The 21,960-nt window shown below is 71.1% G+C and carries 17 protein-coding genes and 2 pseudogenes; 10 read left to right on the plus strand and 9 right to left on the minus strand.

Annotation, left to right across the window (positions count from 1 at the left end; genetic code table 11):
- Positions 1 to 186: 186 nt before the first annotated feature.
- The 3 genes from ACWD01_RS14265 to ACWD01_RS14275 all read left to right on the plus strand — a co-directional run bounded on the left by ACWD01_RS14265 (position 187) and on the right by ACWD01_RS14275 (position 2,529).
- A complete protein-coding gene (locus ACWD01_RS14265; RefSeq protein WP_451161479.1) occupies positions 187 to 924 on the plus strand; it encodes a GOLPH3/VPS74 family protein in 738 nt (245 codons plus the stop codon).
- A 354-nt stretch (positions 925 to 1,278) separates the two neighbouring features.
- Positions 1,279 to 2,148 carry a helix-turn-helix domain-containing protein gene (locus ACWD01_RS14270; protein WP_451161481.1) on the plus strand — a complete coding sequence of 290 codons (870 nt, stop codon included), beginning with the start codon at positions 1,279 to 1,281 and terminating at the stop codon, positions 2,146 to 2,148.
- 171 nt (positions 2,149 to 2,319) lie between these two features.
- Positions 2,320 to 2,529 (plus strand): DUF397 domain-containing protein, encoded by a 210-nt coding sequence (locus tag ACWD01_RS14275; protein ID WP_356899236.1) that lies wholly within the window; start codon positions 2,320 to 2,322, stop codon positions 2,527 to 2,529.
- Positions 2,530 to 2,664: 135 nt separating this feature from the next.
- Here ACWD01_RS14275 and ACWD01_RS14280 read toward each other — a convergent pair whose 3' ends face one another.
- Positions 2,665 to 3,504: a hypothetical protein gene (locus tag ACWD01_RS14280; protein WP_451161484.1), complete on the minus strand. Its 840-nt coding sequence runs from the start codon at positions 3,502 to 3,504 to the stop codon at positions 2,665 to 2,667.
- 80 nt (positions 3,505 to 3,584) lie between these two features.
- Here ACWD01_RS14280 and ACWD01_RS14285 point away from each other — a divergent pair, with 80 nt between their 5' ends.
- Together ACWD01_RS14285 and ACWD01_RS14290 are read left to right on the plus strand one after the other, a co-directional pair.
- A complete protein-coding gene (locus tag ACWD01_RS14285) occupies positions 3,585 to 4,367 on the plus strand; it encodes an SDR family oxidoreductase (protein ID WP_451161486.1) in 783 nt (260 codons plus the stop codon).
- A gap of 213 nt (positions 4,368 to 4,580) precedes the next feature.
- Positions 4,581 to 6,134: a sodium:solute symporter family protein gene (locus ACWD01_RS14290; RefSeq protein WP_451161488.1), complete on the plus strand. Its 1,554-nt coding sequence runs from the start codon at positions 4,581 to 4,583 to the stop codon at positions 6,132 to 6,134.
- A gap of 68 nt (positions 6,135 to 6,202) precedes the next feature.
- Here the strand turns inward: ACWD01_RS14290 and ACWD01_RS14295 are convergent, their stop codons facing one another.
- From ACWD01_RS14295 to ACWD01_RS14305, 3 genes are all read right to left on the minus strand, one after another.
- Complete coding sequence (locus tag ACWD01_RS14295; RefSeq protein WP_451161490.1) at positions 6,203 to 7,333, minus strand: ADP-ribosylglycohydrolase family protein; 1,131 nt, start codon at positions 7,331 to 7,333, stop codon at positions 6,203 to 6,205.
- Positions 7,334 to 7,533: 200 nt separating this feature from the next.
- A complete protein-coding gene (locus ACWD01_RS14300) occupies positions 7,534 to 10,128 on the minus strand; it encodes a bifunctional FO biosynthesis protein CofGH (RefSeq protein ID WP_451161492.1) in 2,595 nt (864 codons plus the stop codon).
- Between the two features lie 90 nt (positions 10,129 to 10,218).
- Positions 10,219 to 11,583 carry a cytochrome P450 gene (locus ACWD01_RS14305; protein ID WP_451161494.1) on the minus strand — a complete coding sequence of 455 codons (1,365 nt, stop codon included), beginning with the start codon at positions 11,581 to 11,583 and terminating at the stop codon, positions 10,219 to 10,221.
- Between the two features lie 221 nt (positions 11,584 to 11,804).
- Here ACWD01_RS14305 and ACWD01_RS14310 point away from each other — a divergent pair, with 221 nt between their 5' ends.
- From ACWD01_RS14310 to ACWD01_RS14320, 3 genes are all read left to right on the plus strand, one after another.
- The gene (locus ACWD01_RS14310; protein WP_451161496.1) at positions 11,805 to 12,995 is read left to right on the plus strand and encodes a sensor histidine kinase; all 1,191 of its coding nucleotides are present in this window, start codon (positions 11,805 to 11,807) and stop codon (positions 12,993 to 12,995) included.
- Complete coding sequence (locus ACWD01_RS14315) at positions 12,992 to 13,768, plus strand: hypothetical protein (RefSeq protein ID WP_451161498.1); 777 nt, start codon at positions 12,992 to 12,994, stop codon at positions 13,766 to 13,768. The genes ACWD01_RS14310 and ACWD01_RS14315 overlap by 4 nt, the downstream gene beginning before the upstream one ends.
- A gap of 181 nt (positions 13,769 to 13,949) precedes the next feature.
- The gene (locus ACWD01_RS14320; RefSeq protein ID WP_451161500.1) at positions 13,950 to 14,147 is read left to right on the plus strand and encodes a hypothetical protein; all 198 of its coding nucleotides are present in this window, start codon (positions 13,950 to 13,952) and stop codon (positions 14,145 to 14,147) included.
- A gap of 103 nt (positions 14,148 to 14,250) precedes the next feature.
- On the opposite strand, the gene ACWD01_RS14325 is transcribed toward ACWD01_RS14320, so the two are convergent.
- Positions 14,251 to 15,078, minus strand: coding sequence for an LLM class F420-dependent oxidoreductase (locus ACWD01_RS14325; RefSeq protein ID WP_451161502.1), 828 nt, complete (start codon positions 15,076 to 15,078; stop codon positions 14,251 to 14,253).
- Between the two features lie 145 nt (positions 15,079 to 15,223).
- On the opposite strand from ACWD01_RS14325, the pseudogene ACWD01_RS14330 reads away from it, so the two are divergent.
- Both ACWD01_RS14330 and ACWD01_RS14335 read left to right on the plus strand, forming a co-directional pair.
- Positions 15,224 to 15,538, plus strand: a pseudogene (locus tag ACWD01_RS14330) (CehA/McbA family metallohydrolase); the annotation flags it as partial.
- Between the two features lie 59 nt (positions 15,539 to 15,597).
- Positions 15,598 to 15,969 (plus strand): annotated as a pseudogene (locus ACWD01_RS14335) (VOC family protein); the annotation flags it as partial.
- A gap of 57 nt (positions 15,970 to 16,026) precedes the next feature.
- Here the strand turns inward: ACWD01_RS14335 and ACWD01_RS14340 are convergent.
- From ACWD01_RS14340 to ACWD01_RS14355, 4 genes are all read right to left on the minus strand, one after another.
- Positions 16,027 to 16,398: a hypothetical protein gene (locus ACWD01_RS14340; RefSeq protein ID WP_451161504.1), complete on the minus strand. Its 372-nt coding sequence runs from the start codon at positions 16,396 to 16,398 to the stop codon at positions 16,027 to 16,029.
- Positions 16,399 to 16,493: 95 nt separating this feature from the next.
- Complete coding sequence (locus ACWD01_RS14345) at positions 16,494 to 18,047, minus strand: APC family permease (protein WP_451161506.1); 1,554 nt, start codon at positions 18,045 to 18,047, stop codon at positions 16,494 to 16,496.
- A 276-nt stretch (positions 18,048 to 18,323) separates the two neighbouring features.
- Positions 18,324 to 19,775, minus strand: a complete 1,452-nt coding sequence (locus tag ACWD01_RS14350) for an aldehyde dehydrogenase family protein (RefSeq protein WP_451161508.1) — start codon at positions 19,773 to 19,775, stop codon at positions 18,324 to 18,326.
- Complete coding sequence (locus ACWD01_RS14355) at positions 19,772 to 21,511, minus strand: N-acyl-D-amino-acid deacylase family protein (protein WP_451161510.1); 1,740 nt, start codon at positions 21,509 to 21,511, stop codon at positions 19,772 to 19,774. The genes ACWD01_RS14350 and ACWD01_RS14355 overlap by 4 nt, the downstream gene beginning before the upstream one ends.
- Positions 21,512 to 21,960: the final 449 nt, after the last annotated feature.

Raw genomic sequence — 21,960 nt, forward strand, 5'->3', positions numbered from 1 at the left:
GCGAACCGGCGGCAGGCCGCCGGTCCATCGTGTCCGAACCATCTACCAGTGTCCTGTGTGAGCGCTTGGCTCCGGTGCTAGACGAGAACGACATACCTATCGGTTCCCTAACAAAGCACCCAGGTGCTCTCGACAGACCAATGTGAGAGGGGTCACCCTGTCATTCATCCACGCGGGGAGGCATGGATGGGCAGGAGCCGCAGAACACTTCCGGAGGAGCTTCTGCTGCTCGCTCTGGACCCGGCAACGGGTACCACAGCGCAGCCGCAGTCGCTCGACCTCGGCCTGGCCGGGGCACAGCTAGTAGAGCTGGCTCTGGCAGGACGGATAGCCCCAGACGGGGATCGTATCGCCGTGGTGATGCCACGGCCGACCGGAGATCCGACCTTGGACTCCGCACTGGAACTGCTGCGCAGACGCGGCAGCCCGGTCCGGGCCGTCCACTGGATCGGCGGGCCCCGACTGGGGCTGCGCCAGATTTACCTCTCGCATCTGGAGCGGTGCGGCATGGTGCATGCCGTGGCGGGCCAGATGTGCGGAGTGCTGCCGACGACTCGCTACCAGGCGACGGAGACGGCTATCAGCCGGGACATCAGGGCCCGGCTGGACAGTGCGATCCGCACCGGTGTACCGCCGGACCCGCGGACCGCGGCGCTCGCCGCACTGGCCCACGCGGTCGGACTCGGCAAGCACCTGTACCCGGGCAACGAAGGGCGTTCCTCGCGGTCCCGTCTGCGGGACCTCATCAGGCACGACCCCATGGGCGGCCTCGTCGCGCACGCGGTGATGGACGTCCAGAACGGTGCGGCCGCCCAGCCGCGCCGCAACCAGCCGACGGCCCCAAGTGGCCGCCAGCCGGGTCCGGTACCGATGCAGCCGCGGCGCGGCAGCAGCAGCATGGCCGCACGCGTCGCCGCGCACTGAGCGCGGTACCGGCGAAAGCAGCACCGCACCGAAGCAGCACCGAAGCAGCACGGCACCGCCGCAGGACCACGGCGTCACCGCCGTGCGAGCACCACAACCGCACCACCGCCGCGCCGTCGTCCCCCTACGGGCCGGTCCGGGAGCCGCGACACGAACGCGCGGGGCAGCACACGCTGCCCCGCGCGTTCGCGCGTGCTGCCGCGCCCACGGGCCCGCCTCCGCAGCCGCGCGGCCGCCACCCGGCGCAGCCGCCTCGTTCGCGTGTGTGGCCATTTCGCAGCGCGGCGACCACCATTGGTGGCAATCTGCTCAGCAGTAGATACGCACAGCTACCCAGCCGGAGGTGCAGTTTCCGTGGCGTCCAACGTCAATCCCACCGTCAGGAGACGCCGATTGGGGCAGGAGCTGCGCCGGCTCCGGGAGATGAAAGGCATGACGGCCGAGGAGGTGGCGGACCGCCTGCTGGTCTCCCAGTCGAAGATCAGCCGCCTCGAGAACGGCCGTCGCTCCATCAGCCAGCGCGACGTCCGCGATCTGTGCGGGGTGTACGAGGTCGAGGACCACCGGATCGTCGATTCGCTGATGCAGATGGCGAAGGACTCCCGCCAGCAGGGCTGGTGGCACGCCTTCGGCGACATCCCGTACAGCGTCTACATCGGGCTGGAGACCGACGCGGCCAGTCTGCGGGTGTACGAGCCGCAGGTCGTCCCCGGCCTGCTGCAGACGCGGCCGTACGCGGAGGCGCTGATCACCGGTGCGCTGCCGGAGAGCGGGACGAACGACATCGAGAAGCGCGTCAGCGTCCGGCTGCGCCGCCAGGAGCGGATCAGGGACACCGACCATCCCTTGCGGCTGTGGGTGGTCATCGACGAGGCGGCGCTGCGCAGGCAGGTGGGCGACAAGCAGCTGATGCGTGAGCAGCTCGAGCACTTGGTGGAGTTGTCGCACCAGCCCCATGTCACCGTGCAGGTGCTGCCGTTCGAGATGGGCGCGCACCCGGGCATCAACGGGCAGTACGCGATCCTCGAGTTCCCCGACGCGTCCGATTCGAGCGTCGTCTACATCGAGGGCGTGACGAGCGACCTGTATCTGGAGAAGGCCAACGACGTGCAGAAGTACAGCGTCATGTACGAGCATCTGCGCGCCCAGGCGCTGAACGTGGACCAGACCCGGCAGTTCATCGCCGAAATCGCCAAGGTGTACGCCCAGGGAGACCTGGCCTGACTGTGTGGGCGGGAAGGTACACCAGAGGCACCCTGCGGCGGAAGAGTCGCATGGCATAAGCCATCCGGTCGAGTGAACGCCCGCCTCGGGCTCCGCACTTGGCGAGTAGCGTCGATCAAGCCAGCAAGAACGCTGGCTCGGATCACATCACTTGCCGGAAGCGGAGCGAACATGGCAATCCTTCAGGGCGCGACGGAGACCTGGACGAAGTCCTCGTACTCCACCGGAAACGGCGCATGCATCGAGGTCAGGTCCCCCATCGTCCAGGCGGTTTCCGTACGGGACTCCAAAGTCCCCGCGGGACCGACGATCACCTTCGTTCCCGACTCGTGGAACGCGTTCGTGAACGAAGTGGGCGACGGCGCGTTCCAGCTCGGCTGAGCGCGCCACCGCCGCAGCACGTTCGACGACACGAGGGCCCTCTCGACTGGTTCGCCGTCCCGGCCGAGGGGGCTCGGCCATGCCCCCGCGACCGGGCCGCCCCCGCGCCTCCCCGCGACCGGCCGCCTCCCCGCGTCACCGCAGCCGGTCGACGTACCGGTCGGTCCCCGGCACGGTCGGCACGAAGGGCGCCACCAGTTGCACCCGCCCCAGCCCCGCCTCCCCGACGGCCGTGTCCAGCCCCGTGAACGTGTCGTCCCACCGTTCCCTCGGGTCCTGTTCGAGGAACCACAGCAGCGTCAGCCGGGTGTCGACACCCTCGACCTGCTTCACATAGGTCATCCGGTCGCCCGGCAGCGGGGTCGGCCGGAAGACGGTCACCATCGCCGCGCACGAGCCCGCCAGCCTCCCCGGCAGGTGCTTCGCCCGCAGCCACTCCAGCAGTTCGGCCCGCCGCTCGGGCCCGTCGGCGTCGATGACCTCCACCACCAGGCCGGCGTACGGATGGTCCAGCGCGTGGTGGTCGCGCGGGCCGGCCGCGCCGTCGCGGTAGACGGTGGCCTCGTGGTCCTGGAAGGCCGTGAAGACATGGGTCCGCCGCTGGTGGACCCGGCCGTCACGGCCCAGGCGCCTGTTGATGGCGACCGTCCACTTCATATGGTCGTCGTAGCGGCCCTCGGTGATCCAGTAGACCGAGAGGTAGCACCCGGCGGTCACCGGCTGCGCCACCGCCGACGTGGCCGGATAGCGCAGCAGTTGGAGGTCCCGGGTGGCCACCCAGCGGCGTCCGGCGCTGATCCAGGGCATCGCCATGGCGCCCGCGTAGTAGTGGTCGTCCTCGTACCAGCGGTTGTACGCGTACTCGTGGCCCGGATGCGGCTCCACCATCGTGATCAGCGCGTGGCCGGGGCGCACCCCGTACGGGCCGACGGCCGCCAGCTCCGCGTACACCTCGCTGCGCGTGTCCTCGCTCACGGTGCTCCCCTTCCCTCCTCCGCCGGACGGACCTACTCTGACGCTCCGTCAGGTAATCCGCCAGCCTCGGGAGGCGCCGGATGCTGCTCCAGGGCAGAACCGTCATCGTGTCCGGCGTCGGCGCCGGGCTCGGGCACCAGGTCGCGGCGGCGGTCGTCGAGGACGGGGGCAACGCCGTGCTGGGCGCGCGTACGGAGGCGCGACTGGCCGAATCGGCCCACGCGGTCGACCCCGGTGGCGCGCGCACCGCGTACCGGGTCGCCGACATCACCGACGAGGCGCAGTGCGAGGCCCTGGCGGCGCTCGCGCTGGCGCGCTTCGGGCGCATCGACGCGGTGGTGCACGTCGCCGCCTCGGACCGCTGCTTCGGGGGCCTCCAGGACGCGGACTTCGCGGTCTGGCAGGGCGTCCTGGACATCAATCTGCTCGGCACGCTGAGGATGACGCGCGCCTGCCTGCCGGCACTCAGGGAGCGCGGCGGCTCGGTGGTCTTCATCGGCACGCAGTCGGCGGTGGCCGCGCCCTCACAGGTGCGGCAGGCGGCCTACGCGGCGTCCAAGGGCGCGCTCACGTCGGCGATGTACTCCCTGGCGCGGGAGCTCGGCCCCGACCGGATCCGGGTGAACACCGTGCTGCCGGGCTGGATGTGGGGCCCGCCGGTGCAGGCGTACGTGCGGTCCGCCGCCCGCGCCGAGGGGGCGCCGGAGGACGAGGTGCTCGGCCGGCTCACGCGGCGGATGGCGCTGCCGGAACTCGCCACGGACCGGGACGTGGCCGAGGCGGCCGTGTTCCTCGCCTCCGACCGCGCCCGCGCGATCACGGGTCAGTCGCTTCTCGTCAACGCGGGTGAGCTCATGAGGTGACAGGCGCTCCCGACGCGACACGGCCGCACCGGCACTCGTCCGGCGCGGCCGTTTTCCTGCCTTTCGGGCGGTCATGTATCTGAATCAGGGTCAACTGACAGAACAATTTTACTCCGCCTTGACCTGCAAACGCGTTGTTCTGTCGCCCCGTCGGGCCGGAACATGAACCGCGTTCATCATACGGACCGACCACCCGGATCCCCTGGAGGGGACATGAACAGTCTCGACTGGGCCGTGCTCATCGGCTACTTCGGTGTGATGGTCGCGATCGGCGTCTGGTCCCACAAGCGGGTCGAGAACGTCAGCGACTTCTTCACCGCCGGCGGCAGGATGCCCTGGTGGCTGTCCGGCATCTCCCACCACATGTCGGGCTACAGCGCGGTGATGTTCACCGGATACGCGGCCATCGCCTACACCTACGGCGTCACCTCGTACGTCACCTGGTCCTTCCCCATCGCGATCGGCATCGCGATCGGCGCCAAGCTCTTCGCGCCGCGGCTCAACCGGGTGCGGTCGCGGCTGCACGTCGCCTCACCGCTCGAATACCTCAAGAACCGCTACAACCTGCCCACTCAGCAGGCGCTCGCCTGGTCCGGCGTCCTGCTGAAGATCGTCGACGTCGGCGCGAAGTGGGCTGCCATCGCCACGCTTCTCTCCGTCTTCACCGGCGTCTCCCTCAACATGGGCATCCTGATCACCGGCGCCGTCACCGCCGTCTACTGCACCGTCGGCGGGCTGTGGGCCGACGCCCTCACCGAACTCGGCCAGTTCATCATCCAGTTCGTCGCCGGCATCGCGATGCTCGTCGCCGTCATGGCCGAACTGGGCGGCTTCAGCAGCCTGTGGACCGTGTGGGACGAGCCCGAACTCGCCGGTCACGCGGAGCCGCTGGCCGGCCCGTACATGATGGTGTTCCTGGTCGCGTACCTCTTCATCAAGACCTTCGAGTACAACGGCGGCATGTGGAACCAGGCGCAGCGCTACATGGCCACCGACTCCGCCGAGTCCGCGCGGCGCTCCGGGGTCCTGTCCGCGGTGCTGTGGCTGGTCTGGCCGGCCGTGCTGTTCTTCCCGATGTGGGTCGCCCCGCTGCTCATCGACACCGACACCCCCTCCGACAGCTACGCGCTGATGGCGGAGCAGCTGCTGCCGCACGGTCTGCTGGGCCTGGTCATCGTCGGCTTCTTCTCCCACACGATGGCCATGTGCTCCTCCGACGCCAACGCCATCGCCGCGGTCGTCACCCGCGACATCATGCCCGCGCTGTCCCGCAAGGCCCGCGAGTGGGACACCCGGCTGGGGCTGCTCGCCGCCCGCTGGACCACGCTGCTCTTCCTCGGCCTGTCGATGGCGATCGCGACCCAGGTCAACTCGCCGTTCTTCGGCGACATCATCACCGTCGTCATCAAGTGGGTGGCGGGCCTGATGGGTCCGATCGCGATCCCGTTGATGCTGGGCCTGCTGCCCTGGTTCCGCAAGAGCGGGCCCACCGCGGCGCTGCTCAGCTGGGGCGTCGGCCTGGTCACCTTCTGGCTGGTCAACTACCCGGTCCACTGGGCCGTCGAGGGCGGGGTGCCGCTGCAGTACCAGGTGTCCGTGCCGCTCGTGGTGTCGCTCGTCCTCTACGTGGTGGTCGGCTGGATCAAGCCGGAGGACACCCCGGAGCGCGACGAGGTCCTGGCGAAGATCAACGGCGACGACACCGGCGACTTCGGCGCGGCGGCCGTGGTCCCGGCCCCGCCCGCCCGGGAGACCACGGGCAGCTGACGCGGGGCCCGGGGGGCCGGGCGCGGGCGGTCGTCCGGCCTGCGGGACGGCCGCCCGCCCCTCGGGCTTTACGTCAGCTCCGCCGCCCCGCGCGGATACCGCTGCAGCCAGCCCGGGGCCGTCGCCGTCGGGCTGTGCAGCGCCGGCCCCTGGGTCATCTCCATCGCGAAGTCGTCCGCGATCTCCAGCAGCGTCGGACGCCCCTCCAGCTCGCACAGCCACGCCGGCGGCAGCGCCGTCTCCCCGTGCAGCACCCCCAGCAGCGCGCCGCAGACCGCGCCCGTCGCCTCGGACGGGCCGTCGTGGTTGACGGCCAGCCGCAGCCCGTGCCGGATGTCCTCGCCGACGAGGGCGCAGTAGACGGCGACGGCGAGGGCGTCCTCCGCGACGTGGCCCTCGCCGAGGGAGGCCACCCGCGCCGGGCTCGGGATGCCCTGCCGTACGGCTCCGAGCGCCTGCTTGAGCGCGTCCGTCACGGGCTGGTGCCCCGGCCGGGAGGCCAGCTGCACCAGCGCCCGCTGCACCGAGCCGTCCAGCGTCTCCCCGCGGGCCAGCCCGTGCACAATGACGGCGAACGCGCCCGCCGACAGATACGCGGTCGGATGCCCGTGCGTCTGCGCCGCGCACTCGACGGCGAGCTGGCACACCAGCTGCGGCTCCCAGCCCACCAGCAGGCCGAACGGCGCCGAACGCACCAGCGCCCCCGCGTCCCGCGCCGCCGGGTTCTTCGGGGCCTGCAAGGTGCCCATGCTGTCGTCGGCGAGACCGGTGAGCGTGTCGGGCGAGGGGTTGCGCCGGCTGTAGAGCCACTCCTCGCGGGCGAGCCAGCCGTTGTCCTTGCGGCGCTCGTCGGGCCCCCAGTCGCGCTGGGTCGCCGCCCACCGCAGATACGCGCGGTGCACATCGGTCGGCGGATGCCAGGCCCCGGTGTCGCGCCGGACCTGCGCCCGGATCAGCCCGTCGACGGTGAAGAGCGTGAGCTGCGTGGCGGCCGTGACCGCGCCCCGGCGGCCGTTGAGCGGCGTGAGGTCGGTCAGCCCGTCCGGCCCGTGGGCGGCGCGGATCTCGTCCAGGGTGAGTCCGCCGACCCCGGCGCCGAGCGCGTCGCCGACGGCGCCCCCGAGCAGCGCCCCGCGCACCCTCGCACGGAAGTCCTGCTGCTCGGCACGGCCCCACACTCCTGCGGCTGCTGCGCTCACCGCGCTCCTCCCCCCGACGTCGTCGCACGAACACTGCCCGGCGCAGCACTGTAATCGAACGGCCGTGGCGGCTTCAGGGGCGCTCGGCGGCCCCGTCCGTCACCTCGCGGGGTAAGGACGGGTATGTCGCCGGACGTGAGCCGCTGCCGCCTACCGCCTGATTCGTCCGCGCCGGGCACGCAGCCGTTCGACCACGCGGGTCACTCCGGCAGCAGCGGCAGCAGTTCCGGCAGATGCCCGTCGGACGCGCTCGCCGCCCGCTGCCGGTCGGCCGGGACCTCGCCGTACAGGGTCGTACGCGGCTTCGCCGGACGCCCGGCCGCCTCGGCGATCGCGGTGAGGTCGCGGACGGAGCGGTACGAGCCGTAACCGGAGCCCGCCATCCGGGAGATGGTCTCCTCCATCAGCGTGCCGCCGAGGTCGTTCGCCCCGGAGCGGAGCATCTCCGCCGCGCCCTCCGCGCCGAGCTTGACCCAGCTCGTCTGGATGTTGGTGATGTGCGGGTGGAGGAGCAGGCGGGCCATCGCGGTGACCGCCCTGTTGTCGCGGACGGTCGGGCCCGGCCGGGCGATGCCCGCCAGATAGACGGGCGCGTTGGTGTGGATGAAGGGGAGCGTCACGAACTCGGTGAAGCCACCGGTCTCCTGCTGGATCCGGGCGAGGGTGCGGAAGTGGCCGAGCCAGTGCCGGGGCTGGTCCACATGCCCGTACATCATCGTGGACGAGGACCGGATGCCCAGCTCGTGCGCGGTCCTCACCACCTCGATCCAGTCGGCGGTGGGCAGCTTGCCCTTGGTGAGGATCCAGCGGACCTCGTCGTCGAGGATCTCCGCGGCGGTGCCGGGAATCGAGTCCAGCCCGGCCTCCTTGGCCGCCGTCAGCCACTCGCGGACGGACATGTTGGTACGGCTGGCCCCGTTGACGACCTCCATCGGCGAGAAGGCGTGCACATGCATGCCCGGCACCCGCTCCTTGACGGCCCGCGCGATGTCGAAGTACGCGGTGCCCGGCAGGTCGGGGTGGATGCCGCCCTGCATGCACACCTCGACCGCGCCGACGTCCCACGCCTGCTCCGCCCGGTCCGCGACCTGACCGAGCGACAGCGTGTAGGCGTCTGCGTCCGTACGCCGCTGGGCGAAGGCGCAGAAACGGCAGCCGGTGTAGCAGACGTTGGTGAAGTTGATGTTCCGCGTGACGATGTACGTCACGTCGTCGCCGACGACGTCGCGGCGCAGCTCGTCGGCGATCCGGGTCAGCGCGTCCAGGGCGGGGCCGTCGGCGTGCAGCAGGGCCAGCGCCTCGTCGTCCGTCAGCCTGGTCGGGTCGTCGGCGGCCGTGGCCAGTGCGGACCTCACGTCCGTGTCGATGCGCTGCGGCACCATGCCGGGCACGGCGGCCTCCCGCAGCGCGTCCCAGTCCCCGTAGACGTGGTCGAAGTCGTCGCGGCGGTCATGGGTGCGGCCGTCGGTGTCGATGGTCCGGTGCAGATCCGTGCGGCCGGTGGCGGTGAAGCCCTCGTCGGGCTCCTGCCACGGCAGCCCCGCGGGGAGGGCGTCGCTCTTCGCGAGACCGGTCTCCTCGTCGGCCAGCGCCCGGACGTGCGGGACCAGCCGCGGGTCGAGCCACGGCTCGCCGCGCCGTACGAACTCCGGGTACACGCAGAGCCGTTCGCGCAGCTCGAACCCCTCGGCGGCGGACCGCGCCGCGAGCTCGTCGATCTGCGGCCACGGCCGCTCGGGGTTGACGTGGTCGGGGGTCAGCGGCGACACGCCGCCCCAGTCGTCGATCCCGGCGCGGATGAGCCGGGCGTACTCGGCGTCGACCAGGTTCGGCGGGGCCTGGAGGCACGCGGAGGGCCCCATGATGTGCCGGGCGACGGCGACGGTGGCGACCAGCTCGTCCACCTCGGCGTCCGGCATACCGCGCATGGCCGTGTCCGGCTTGGCGCGGAAGTTCTGCAGGATCAGCTCCTGGATGCCGTGGTAGGCGCGGGAGACGCGGCGCAGCGCGAACAGCGACTCGGCCCGCTCCTCGTACGTCTCCCCGATCCCGATCAGCAGCCCGCTCGTGAACGGCACGGAGCTGCGCCCCGCGTCCTCCAGCACCCGCAGCCGCACGGCCGGTTCCTTGTCGGGCGAGCCGTGGTGCGGGCCGCCCGGCTCCGACCACAGCCGGGTCGCGGTCGTCTCCAGCATCATGCCCATGGACGGCGCGACGGGCTTCAGCCGCTGGAAGTCCGTCCAGGACATGACCCCCGGGTTGAGGTGGGGCAGCAGCCCGGTCTCCTCCAGGATCCGGATCGACATGGCCCGCACATACGCGATCGTGTCGTCGTACCCGTGCGAGTCCAGCCACTCACGGGCCTCCGGCCAGCGGTCCTCCGGCTTGTCGCCGAGCGTGATCAGCGCTTCCTTGCAGCCCGTCTCGGCGCCGCGCCGGGCGATCTCCAGCACCTCGTCCGGCGACATGAACATCCCATGACCGGCCCGGCGCAGCTTGCCCGGGACGGTCGCGAAGGTGCAGTAGTGGCACTTGTCCCGACACAGTCGGGTGAGCGGCACGAACACGCTCTTCGAGTACGTGATCACCCCGGCGCGCCCCGCGGCCTCGAGCCCCGCGTCCCGCACACGCGCGGCGGACGCCGTCAGGTCCTCCAGGTCCGCGCCCCGCGCCTGCAACAGCACCGCGGCCTCCGCCACATCGAGCGCGACCCCGTCCCTGGCCCGCTTCAGCGCACGCCGCATCGCGTTCTCGGTGGGCCGTACTGAACTGGGTCCGCCCTGGTGATCGGTCATGCGTCGAGCATACGAGCGGCCCCGGCCGACCCCGCCCGGCCCCGCCCGCGTGGCCGAGACCGCCCCCTTGCGTCCTGCCGCACGGGTCCGTCACCCGGCCGGCCGCCAGAGCATCGTGAGCGGGCCGGTGATCGGCCCCAGCCCCTGGCCGCGGCTGCGTCGTACGGGCAGGGGGCGGTCGGGCATCAGGATGATGCCGCTCTCGGTGCGAAAGCCGATCCGTGTGGCCGGCATGGCCCATCCGGACTGTTCGAAGATCAGTGCGAGGGTCGTCTGCACCTGCAGGTCCGCGAAGCCCGCACCGGGGCAGCGCCGCTTCCCGAGCCCGAAGGGCAGGAAGGCATACGGCGAGGGCCGGACACCTGCCCAGCGCTCCGGGACGAAACGGTCGGGATCGGTGAAGACCTCCGGGTTGCGGTGCTCCAGCAAGGGCGAGACGAACGCCACGGTGTTCGCAGGTGCGCCCGTGTTCGCGGATGCACCGTTCGAGTCGCCCAGGCGGACGTCGCTGCGTGCCCGGCGCGGGAGCGAGATGGCCACCGGCGGCAGTATCCGTTGTGTCTCCTTGACGACGGCCTCCAGGCCGTGGGGCACGAGGTCCGGCCGGCTCATGGACGTCAGCGTCGACCAGATCATGGCGCTCGCCGTCGTCTCGTAGCCGGCCGCGAACAGGCCGTGGAGCTCGCCGGCGATCTCGGCGGTGGTGAGGCGGTCACCCGTCTCGTCGACCGTGTGGCACAGCATCGACAGTGCGTCCCGCGACGGCGGCTCGAGCCGCCGACGCTCGATGAGGCCGGCCAGGGCCAGGTAGGTGCGCTCGACCCGGCCTGCCCAACGTCCGTAGGGTGTCCACGGTCTGAACGACCGGAACAGGATCACGGCGGGGTTGAACATGGAGTTCAGCAGCCTGGTGACATCGCCGGCCAGCCGCAGGTTCTCAGGGGTGGGGAGCACGCCCAGCAGGCAGACGAGCATGTTGACCCGCGCGATGCGACGGCACTCCGTCACCAGATCGAACGTGCCTGCCTCGGGGTCGGCGAATTGGGACGTGGCGAACGTGTCCGTGAAGACGGCGCGGTAGGTCTCCATCAGACTGCCGTGGAACGCGGGGGCGGTCAGTTTGCGGCGTCGGCGGTGGTCGGCTCCGTTGGCGGTGAGGACCGTCTCGAACATGCCGGACCACACCTGTCCCGCGGGCAGGGAGAAGATGCCCCCGTCGGCCCGGGGGAAGGTCTCGGTGTCGGTGAAGAACCTCTTCACCGCTTCCTGGCCGCGGCCGACCACGAGAGCACCGTTGCGACCGCTGAGGGGAACGAAACCTTCGCCGGCCAGCGGCGCGATGTGCCGCAGGAGGTAGCGGGCCGGGTTGCGCAGAAACCTGGAGTAGTTGACCAGGCGGGGGCCGGACGGTCCGGTGACCGCGGTACGAAGCGAGGTGTCGAGCATGCGTTCCATCAGCACTCCGGAATCTGTTGCCGATCACGGTGCCGAGCTCGGGCCGGGTCGAGCCGTGCCTGGCGCGGCTTCGTCAGCGTGACCGGGGAACGTGCCGGGACGAAAGGACAGTTGTCCCTCCTTGCCGGACACCGGTGTGCCAGCATCGTCGGAACCGACCCGGTCGGGCCGGATCAGCTGGTACGACCGCGAAGAGCGGCTGTCACGTCCGGGGCGGTGCTTTGGTTACCGACGCAGAGATCCGTCGTCTGGCGGACCGCGAGCAACTGACCAGCACAACCATCAAGTACATGGTCGGCAACCTCGAATGGTCCGGACCCGTGTTCCAGTCGATGACCTTGTTCGTCAGCTCGATCTTCGATTCGTACCGGGGAAACGGCAATACGGTCGTGGCGATCCTGGCAGTGGCCCACCTGGGGCTCGCTCCGCTCTTCTTCGTCGGATACGGCCCGCTCGCCCGCGGCGGCCGGTGGGCCCTGGCGTACCCCGCGCAGGCCCTGCTCATGAACGGCCTCCTCATGGGCATGTCGGAACCGGGGGCGTACGGCAGCTCGATCCTGTGCGTGCCCGGATGCAACTACTCCGCTCCGATGTGGCTCTTCCTCGCCTACTACCCCTGGCCGCCGCCGGACGTCGTCCGCCGGCGGCGCGTCGTCGAATGGGCGGCGCTCACCGGCTACTTCCTGATCTTCCTGCTGCTGGTGTACGCCAACAACGGCGTTGTCCGCGGACCGCATGTCCTGTCGGCCGGGATATCGGCCATGTGGCTGTCCGTCGGCTACATCCTCGGCATGGCGATCAGCAAAATGTGCGTGGCCGCCGCGGAGAAGCAGATAGAGGTCCAGCAGCAGAACTTCGGCGAGTTCTTCGACTTCCTCCACTCCCACGTGAAGTCGGGCATCGCATCCATCCGCGCCGACGTCGACGACCCGCCCCGGGTCCAGGAGAAGCTCAACGAACTCGAGCAGGCGGTCAGCAACTACCGCGTGGAACTGCTCCTGACGCGAGACCAGGTGCCCCTGGCGGCACTGCTCAGCGAACGCGTCCGCACGTTCTCCGGAGTACTGCGCATTGGCTCCACCCCGCGCGTCGGGCCCGCCTCCGTGGCCCGGCCGATCGCCATCCTCGTCGGGCGTGCCCTGGGCGACCTGCTGTCCAACTCGGCCAAGCACGGTGCGACGGCCGTCGACATCGCCTGCGACATCAGCCGCGGTCTGATCTCGGTAGAAGTCGCCGACGACGGACCGGGACTTCCCGAGGGCGTCCTGGACGACGAGGCGCGCAGCCTGAACCACCTCCGCGGAGCCGCCAGAGCCCTCGGCGGCGAACTGACCGCACATGCCCACACCGACCGGACCGGCACGGTCATGCGACTGAACATCCCACTGCGCACCAAGAAGGCGACAACATGAAACAGGGATTACGGATCCTCCTCGTGGAGGACTCCGACCTCCTCGCGGGCGCCGTGAGCAGGGAACTCGACCGCGAGTACGGTCACACGGTCGTCACCGTGCACGACCCGCTCAACCTGGACGCCCTCCTGGCCACCGAGCGTTTCGACGTGGCCATCGTCGATCTGCTCTATGAGCACCTGAACAGAGCCTTCGACACCCTCAGGCTGTCCGGACGGCTCTCGGTCCGGCGCGACACCCTGCTGATCAGCGGACTGACCGCGATCCGCACTCTCCACGCCCGCACACCCGCGATCCCGACGGTGGTCTGGACGTCCGGCGAGGCCAACAGGCGGCTCCATCTCCTGTACGCCTATCAGAACCTCGGCGTACGCAGCTACTGCTCCAAGAGCCCGGGAACCGGACGACTGGACGTCCTGGAGAGGACCGTGCGGGAAGCCGCCCTCGGGCGCCCGTACGTCGACCCGGTCCTCAATCCCTACCTGCCGGCCGACAACGCCCGCACCACCAGCGGCATCCTGCTGCGCGAGGAGAACAAGAGAGCCATCTGGCGGGCCGTCGCCCTGGGCGCGGCCGCCCGGGAGGAGATCGGACGGCTGACCGGCTACGCCCCGCGGACGGTCGGCAGGCTCATTCCCGAAATGTACGAGGGCCTCAGGGAATTCGACGTCGGACTGGTGGAGAGCCGCACGCCCTTCGTCGACCTGGTCCGCTATGTCGCGAGCAACTGGCAGTTCTTCCTGGACGAGGCCGTCCGGGTCGAATACCCCTAGGAACACGCGCCGCCGAGGCCGGGCCTCCGTGGCGCAGAAGGGACATCTGTCCTGGCTCCGGCCGGGCTGTGATCGGCACCCTGTCCATGTGCCTTCCTCACCGACTCCCCGCCCGACGCACTACGTCCACCTGCGGATTCGGTCAGGACACATGTGTCCGTTCACGCCAAGGAGTCACACAGTGAAGCTTCCTGATCTCACACGTCAGCTGTCCCGCCCGGCCCGAGCGGCCGGTGACCGGATGCGCCGCATGGCGTCCTGGTCGGCGCGACGCCGCGGCATCGTGGCGCACCAGTTCCTGCGCGGCGTGTCCTACGGGGCGGGGACCTCGGTGGTCGCGGTCGTCGTGTGGTGGTTTCGTGCCAGGCACGGTGGCTGACCACCAGACGCCCGGAGACCGTCACCCAGGGGGACGGTCTCCTCGGTCGTGCAGCGGGCGTCGGCTGCCGCGGGACACAGCGACGCGCGGCACACCGGTCCCGCTACAGATACTGCGCGTAGTCGTCCAGCGCCCGCAGGACCGCCGCCTTGTCGCCCGGCGGGAGTTGGAGCACCACCTCGTCGATGCCCTGGTCCGCGTAGTGCGTCAGCTTCCCCGCTGACGGCCGGACCGCGTACGGGACGATCTGGAGGGACTTCGGGTCGCGGCCCGCCTCTTCCCAGGCGGTGCGGAGGAGCGGGACGGAGTCCTGGAGGCCGCGGCCGCCGATCGGCATCCAGCCGGCGGCGTACTCCGTGATGTGGGCGAACAGCTTGGGGCCGGCCGCGCCGCCGACCAGGACGCGCGGGGTGCCGCCGGCCGGTTTCGGGTGGGCGTAGGAGGCGCGGACGGACGCGAAGTCGCCCGTGTACGCGGCCGGTTCCGGGGACCACAGGGCGCGCATCACGCGCATCCGGTCGAGGACGAGGTCCCGGCGCGAGGCCCAGTCGACGCCGTGGTCGGCCGCCTCCTCCACGTTCCAGCCGAAGCCGACGCCCAGCGTGAAGCGCCCGCCGGAGACGTGGTCCAGGGTCGCGACCTGCTTCGCCAGCACGATCGGGTCGTGCTGGGCGACGAGAGTGATGCCCGTGCCGAGGGTGAGCCGTTCGGTGACGGTCGCGGCCTGCGCGAGGGCCACGAACGGGTCCAGGGTGCGGCCGTACTCGGGCGGGAGGTCGCCGCCCGCGGCGTACGGGGTGGTGCGCTCCACCGGGATGTGCGTGTGCTCCGGGAGGAAGAGGCCGGCGAAGCCGCGCTGTTCCAGTTCGCGGGCGAGCCGTACCGGATCGATCGTCTCGTCGGTGAGGAAGATGGTCGTCGAGATCCGCATGCGCTCAACGTATGCCGTACGTACGGCCCTCGTCGCCGGTCATGACCGCGTCGTCCCCCGACCCCCTTCCCTTGGCCGCCCGTTCACGGCTCAATACCAGGGTTCGACTGCGAACCGGCATCACTCCTGTCCTTCTTCGACACCCTTGTCCTTCGCCGCGACGGGTGGCCGGCGCGGCGGGCACGCCGGGATCGGGGAGCGGCTGCGCGTGGCGGACGACGACCCGGTGACGGTACGGCTCGACGTCACGGGCGCCCCGGGCTGCACGGTCCGGTTCGTGACCGACCAGGGCGTGCTGCACACGGCGGCGCTGCCGGGCAGCGGCAACGGCACGGTGGAGTGGCGTACGACCGCGCAGTACGCGGGCTACGTACGGGCCGAGGTGCGGCACGCGCCCGTCCTGCCACCGCTGCCGGGCCCGCTCGCGGCGTTCACCAACCCGGTGTTTCTGGGGCGTTGACGCGCACGGCGCCCGGAAAGCCGGTGCGGTCGGTGCGGTTGGTCCCCTACGCTCCGGCCATGGGATCACTTGTTCGCCACATCACGATCGACTGCGCCGACGCCTTCCGGCTGGGCACGTTCTGGGCCGCGGTACTGGACGCCGAGCTCTCCGAAGAGGACGCCCCCGGCGACCCCGAGGCCCTGGTCGAGTCGAAGGGCGGGACACTGCTGTTCGTCACCGTCCCGGAGCCGAAGACGCTGAAGAACCGGATCCATCTGGACGTCGTGCCGACGGACCGCACCCGTGACGAGGAGGTGGCGCGCCTGCTGGCGCTGGGGGCGACCCTGGTCGCCGACCACCGACTCCCGGACGGCAGGGGCTGGGTGACGCTCTCGGACCTGGAGGGCAACGAGTTCTGCGTGGAGCGGAGCGAGGCGGAACGCGCGGCGTGAGCCCCGGACCCCCCGGCCACTGCCTGCGATCGCCACGGGCCCCGAAACCCGGTCCTACCTCTGGTCCCTGCCGACCGGGAAGAGCGGGGTCCACGGCAGCGCCGTACGCCATGTGCCGCCGTCGCGCATCCAGTCGCCGATGACCCTGGCCACCGGCTCCGGGCCGATGATGTCGCCCTGGGACGGCACATGCGCCTCGAAGTGCAGGTGGTCGCCGCCCTCGCGGTACTCGACCTGATAACTGAAGTCGTCGTTCAGATACACCTGCATGAAGTGCTGGTCCACCGGCTCCCTGTCGGTCCGCTCGACGATCACGAACGGGTGCGACAGATTCATCTCGGCGAGCAGGTCGTGGACGGCCACGTCCGACGGGTCGTCGACGGACTTCCCGCCGGCTTCGGTGGCACGGATCAGGGGCTTGGTCATACGGGCGACTGTAGGGCCGGGGTCGGACATTCGGCGTCGCCAGGAGGCCCGGCCTGCGGCGCACGGCGCGCGCCACAGGCCGGGCACCGGGCCGATCAGTCCGCCAGTTCCAGTGCCGGGGTCTCCTTCGTGAGGACCTCGCCCCGGAAGAACGCCGGGCTGCGGCGCTGCATCACGATCATCAGGACGACGCCGAGCAGGAGCAGTCCGACGCCGATGACGAAGACCGAGCCCATGCCGAGGACGGAGGAGCCGGAGCCGTACGCCGGGTCCCACATGTCGAAGAGCGTCTTGCCGAAGACGGCGGTGAGCATCAGGCCGCCGACGCCGGGCAGCACACCCTTGAAGAACAGGTTGGCGGTCGACCGGCGCAGCTCGTTGCGGAAGAACCAGACGCAGGCGAAGGCCGTGATCGAGTAGTAGAAGCAGATCATCAGGCCGAGGGCGTAGATGGTGTCGACGAGGACGTTCTCGCTCACCAGGCTCATCACGGTGTAGAAGACGCCGGTGGCGACGCCCGCGGCCACGGTCGCGAGACCGGGGGTCTTGAAGCGCGGGTGGACCTTGGCGAACGCCTTCGGCATGGCGTCGTACGCGCTCATCGCGAGAGCGGTGCGGGCGACCGGGATGAAGGTGGTCTGCAGGCTCGCCGCGGCGGACGCGAGGACCGCGGTGAAGAGCAGGATGCCCAGCCCCGAGCCCATGACCGGGTCGGCCAGGACGGCGAACACGTTGTCGGAGGTGTCCGGGTTGCCGAGGCCGGTGCCCTGCTCGCCGATCCCGGCGTACATCTGCACGGCGATGGCGACCATCAGGTACGAGGCGACGATGACGACCATGGCGAGCATGGCGGAGCGGCCGGGGGTGCGGGCGCTGCCGACGCTCTCCTCGTTGATGGACAGGCAGGCGTCCCAGCCCCAGTAGATGAAGATCGAGAGCGAGAGCCCGGCGGTGAAGGCGGAGAAGGACTCGACGCTGAAGGGGTTCATCCAGGACAGGGAGAAGTCGAGGGAGCCGGCCACCTCGTCGGACTTCATGACGGCCATGGCCGCGAAGACGACGATGACGGCGAGCTGGAGGCCGACCAGGGCGTACTGGACCCACTTGGTCGCGGTGATGCCGCGGTAGCTGATGGCCGTGGCCACCGCGATGAACGCGAGCGTGGTGAGGATGTGGACGGCCTTGTTGCCGTCGAGGGCGGCGACGCTGCCGCTGCCCGTGATCTCCCCGGCGGTGAGCCAGAAGAACGACGTGGCGACGCCGGCGAGGTTGGAGAGGACCACGACGGTGGCCACCAGCAGGCCCCAGCCGCACATCCAGCCGATGCGGGGCCCGAAGGCCTTCACCGACCAGGTGAAGGAGGTGCCGCAGTCCGGGACGGCCTTGTTGAGCTCGCGGTACGCGAAGGCCACGAGCAGCATCGGCAGGAAGCCCGCCAGGAAGATCGCGGGCATCTGGAGCCCGACTTCCGAGACGGTCGGGCCCAGGGTGGAGGTCAGGCAGTAAACGGGGGCGACTGTCGAGACGCCGATGACGGCTCCGCCCATCAGGCCGACGGAGTTACCGCCGAGGCCCTTGGTGCGGACGCCCCCGTCGGGGGCGCTCCGTACCGTGTCTCCGGCCTGTGGCCGCGCATCGAGCTGAGTCATGAGGAGGACGTTAGGTGCTGCGGTTTCCACATCCGGAAGATCGAAGTCCGGATAACGGGACGGTGCCGAGAGTTCGATTCCAAGGCAAGATCAGCCATCTCGCGCCTACTTGCAAGCCGTACGACCGCCATCGACAGTACATCACGAGGCCGACGGCCCCCTTATCCGATATGCGAGAACCGCAGCGACGTCCGTTTTGTCCGTTTTCAAATTTTCCCGTCTCATTTTCCGCACAGTCGCCGCACGGGCCCGCCGGCCGGCCCCTCAAACGGCCCCTCAGCCCGCCCAGACCACCGACTGGAGCTCGCTGTACGCGTGCATCGCGTACGAGCCGACGTCCCGGCCCACGCCGCTGCGCCGGAAGCCGCCGAACGGCGCCTCCATGTTCCTGCCGACCGTGTTCACCCCCACCCCGCCCGCCCGCAGCCGCCCGGCGACCCGGAAGGCACGGGCCGAGTCGCCGGAGAAGACGTAGTCGATGAGGCCGTAGTCGCTGTCGCCCGCCAGCGCGACGCCCTCGTCCTCGTCGTCGAAGGGCAGGACGACCACCACCGGCCCGAAGATCTCCTCCCGCACGATCCGCATGTCCTTCGCGCAGTCGGCGAACAGGGCCGGAGCCACATAGAAGCCCTTGTCGTACGCGGGGCGCCCGCCGCCCGTCACCAGGCGCGCCCCCTCCTTGCGGCCCAGCTCGACGTACGACTCCACCCGGTCGCGGTGCGCCGCCGAGATCACCGGGCCGACGACCGTCGTGGGGGCGGCCGGGTCACCGATCCGCAGGGCGCGCGCGTAGGCGGCGAGGTTCTCGACCAGCCGGTCGTACACCCCGCGCTGAGCGATCACCCGGGTCGGGGCCGTACAGATCTGGCCGCTGTAGAAGGAGAACGTCGTACCGATCCCGCGCACCGCCGCGCCGAGGTCCGCGTCGTCGAAGACCAGCGCCGCGCCCTTGCCGCCGAGCTCCATCAGCTGGCGCTTCATCGAACGGCCACAGACCTCCGCGATCCGCTGCCCGACCGCCGTGGAGCCGGTGAAGCTGACCATGTCGACGTCCCCCGACGCCACGGCCGCCTCCCCGACGGCCGGCGCGGAGCCGGTGACCACGTTGACCGTGCCGGGCGGGGCGCCGGCCTCCTGAAGGGCCTCGGCCATCCGGTACACGGACAGCGGGTCCTGCGGGGCCGGCTTCACGACCACCGTGTTGCCCATCGCCAGCGCGGGCGCGACCTTGCCCGCCGGGTTGGCCCACGGATTGTTGTACGAGGTGACGCAGGTGACCACGCCCACCGGGCGGCGTACGGCGACGGCCCCGAGGACGCCGCCCTTCCCCATCGGGCCCGCCGCGGCGACCTGCGGGGGCAGCGCCTGCTCGACCGGCTCCAGCGCGCCCCTGGCGTAGCGCCGGAAGCGCGCCGCGGCGACCCCGACCTGCATGGCGCGCGCGGTCGCCGTCGTCGCGCCGCTCTCGGCGCGCGCCAGCTCCGTGTGCGCCTCCAGGTCGCGCTGCACGAGGGACGCCGCCCGGTCCAGGATCGCGGCGCGCTCCTCCGGCCTCGTACGGGACCAGGCGGCGAACGCCTCCCGGGCGGCGGCCGCCGCGTCCAGGACCTGGGCGCGGCTCGCCTCCGGGGCGATACCGACGACCTGCTCCGTGGCCGGGTCGATCACCTCGTAGTGGCCCTCGTCCGGCTCGACCCACTCACCGCCGATGAACAGCCGCTCCTTCACCGGGTCGACACCGTCCTCGTGTCCCGGCCGGAACGGAGCACCCTGCCCGGTACGGCGCCGGTGACCTCGTCGTCCCGTATCGCCTCCACGCCGTTGACGCGGACCGACACGACGCCGACCGCCTTCGCGTCCAGCCGCGGGCTCCTCCCCGGCAGATCGTGCACCAGCGTCGCCGGGCCGGCGTCGATCCGCTCCGGGTCGAAGAGGACGAGGTCCGCGTGGTGGCCCTCGGCGATCCGGCCCCGGTCGCGCAGACCGAAGAGGCGCGCCGGGTCGTCGGTCAGCATCTTCACCGCCGCCTCCAGCCCGGCCAGCTTCCGGCCGCGCAGACAGTCGCCGAGGAACCGGGTCGTGTACGGGGCGCCGCACATCCGGTCCAGGTGCGCGCCGGCGTCCGAGCCGCCGAGCAGCACGTCCTCGTGCTGCCACGTCTCGGCGCGCAGCGCCCACGAATCGGGGTCGTTGTCGGTGGGCATCGGCCACAGGACCGTGCGCAGGTCGTCGTTGGCGCAGATCTCGACCAGGCACTGGAACGGGTCCTGGCCCCGCTCGGCCGCGATGTCGCGGACGACCCGGCCGGTCAGGCCCGCGTTCTCCCGGGTGTACGTGTCCCCGATGACGTAACGGCCGAAGTCCGCGAGCCGGCGGAAGACGCCGGCCTCCTTCGAGCCGGCCCGCCGCAGCATCTCGGCGCGCACGGCCGGGTCGTGCAGCTTCGCGATCCGCTCCGGTACGGGGAGCGACAGGATCTCGCCCCAGCCGGGGATCAGATTGAGGGCGCAGAACGTGCCCAGCGACATGTTCATCGGCGTCAGGATCGGCATGGTGAGCGCCACGACCCGGCCACCGGCCTTACGGGCCCGCTCGGACGGCAGCAGCTGGCGGGGCACGCGCTCGGGGACGGCAGCGTCGATGGTGAGCACGTTCCAGTTCAGCGGCCGTCCCGCGGCGGCGCTCATCTCGACCAGCAGCTCTATCTCGTCGTCCTCGAACCGGTCGAGACACCCCGCGACGATCGCCTCCAGCTGCGTCCCCTCGTGCTCGCCGACCGCCCGCGACAGGGCGAGCAGCTCGTCCGGCAGGGCGTGCCGGGAGGCGACGGGCCTGCCGTCGCCGTCGGAGTGGGTCGACGACCGGGTCGTCGACAGCCCCCAGGCGCCGGCGTCCATCGCGTCGTGCAGCAGCGCCACCATCTGCCCGAGCTGCGCCTCCGTCGGCCGCCCGCCGATCGCGTCCGGGCCCATCACATGCCGGCGCAGGGCGCAGTGGCCCACCATGAATCCCGCGTTGACGGCCGTGCGGCCGTCGAGGGCGTCCAGATACTCCCCGAAGGTGTGCCAGTTCCAGGGCGCGCCCTCCTCGAGCGCGACCAGGGACATGCCCTCCACCTTCGACATCATCCGCCGCGTGTAGTCGGCGTCGCCGGGCCGGTCCGGGTTGAGAGGGGCGAGCGTGAAGCCGCAGTTGCCGGCGGCGACGGTCGTCACTCCGTGGTTCAGGGACGGGGTGGCGTACGGGTCCCAGAACAACTGGGCGTCGTAGTGGGTGTGCGGATCGACGAACCCGGGGGCGAGGACGAGCCCGGTGGCGTCCTCCGTGGTCGCCGCGCGTGGCCCGTGCCCGGCCTCGGCGACGACGGCGATCCGGCCGTCCGGCCCGATCCCGACGTCCCCCGCGAACCCGGGGGCGCCGGTGCCGTCGACGACGGTCGCGTTACGGATGAGGTGGGCGAGCATGGGGTCCCCTTCTGCGGCTTGCCGCGTGGGCGCGGCGCGGGCGGGTGGTCCGTGATACGGCCCGGGCGGAGGGCGCGGCGGCCGGCCGCGACCGCGCTGCGCGCTCCGACCGGGCCGGTACGGGCGGCGGTCCGGGAAGACGCCGTCCGTGTTCGGGGGGCGGGCGGGTGGCGCCTGCGGCGGGCTGTTCCCCTACCCTCCCCCTGCGGCCTGGCGGCCGCGGGGGGACCCCCACCTTCCCGCTGTACCGATTTGCGGCTCCGCCGCGTGGCGGGCAGGCCCCGGACCCCGTACGGCCTTCGGCCGTGCCCTCAATCGCCGGCCGGGCTGGATTTCGCTCCGCGAAATCAGCCTCGCCGGGGGCACCTCCCACGGCCGCCAGGCCGTAGGGGGAGTTTGCGGCGCGGGGTTCGGGGCGGAGCCCCGACGAGACCGGCAAGCTCCAGCCC

This window comes from Streptomyces sp. NPDC002835 (genome assembly GCF_053591995.1).

Excerpts from the sequence above, each read along its gene's own strand:
- ACWD01_RS14265 (WP_451161479.1), top strand. The coding sequence starts at position 187 with ATGGGCAGGAGCCGCAGAACACTTCCGGAGGAGCTTCTGCTGCTCGCT.
- ACWD01_RS14275 (WP_356899236.1), top strand. The coding sequence starts at position 2,320 with ATGGCAATCCTTCAGGGCGCGACGGAGACCTGGACGAAGTCCTCGTAC.
- ACWD01_RS14285 (WP_451161486.1), top strand. The coding sequence starts at position 3,585 with ATGCTGCTCCAGGGCAGAACCGTCATCGTGTCCGGCGTCGGCGCCGGG.
- ACWD01_RS14290 (WP_451161488.1), top strand. The coding sequence starts at position 4,581 with ATGAACAGTCTCGACTGGGCCGTGCTCATCGGCTACTTCGGTGTGATG.
- ACWD01_RS14300 (WP_451161492.1), bottom strand. The coding sequence starts at position 10,128 with ATGACCGATCACCAGGGCGGACCCAGTTCAGTACGGCCCACCGAGAAC.
- ACWD01_RS14305 (WP_451161494.1), bottom strand. The coding sequence starts at position 11,583 with ATGGAACGCATGCTCGACACCTCGCTTCGTACCGCGGTCACCGGACCG.
- ACWD01_RS14315 (WP_451161498.1), top strand. The coding sequence starts at position 12,992 with ATGAAACAGGGATTACGGATCCTCCTCGTGGAGGACTCCGACCTCCTC.
- ACWD01_RS14325 (WP_451161502.1), bottom strand. The coding sequence starts at position 15,078 with ATGCGGATCTCGACGACCATCTTCCTCACCGACGAGACGATCGATCCG.
- ACWD01_RS14340 (WP_451161504.1), bottom strand. The coding sequence starts at position 16,398 with ATGACCAAGCCCCTGATCCGTGCCACCGAAGCCGGCGGGAAGTCCGTC.
- ACWD01_RS14345 (WP_451161506.1), bottom strand. The coding sequence starts at position 18,047 with ATGACTCAGCTCGATGCGCGGCCACAGGCCGGAGACACGGTACGGAGC.
- ACWD01_RS14355 (WP_451161510.1), bottom strand. The coding sequence starts at position 21,511 with ATGCTCGCCCACCTCATCCGTAACGCGACCGTCGTCGACGGCACCGGC.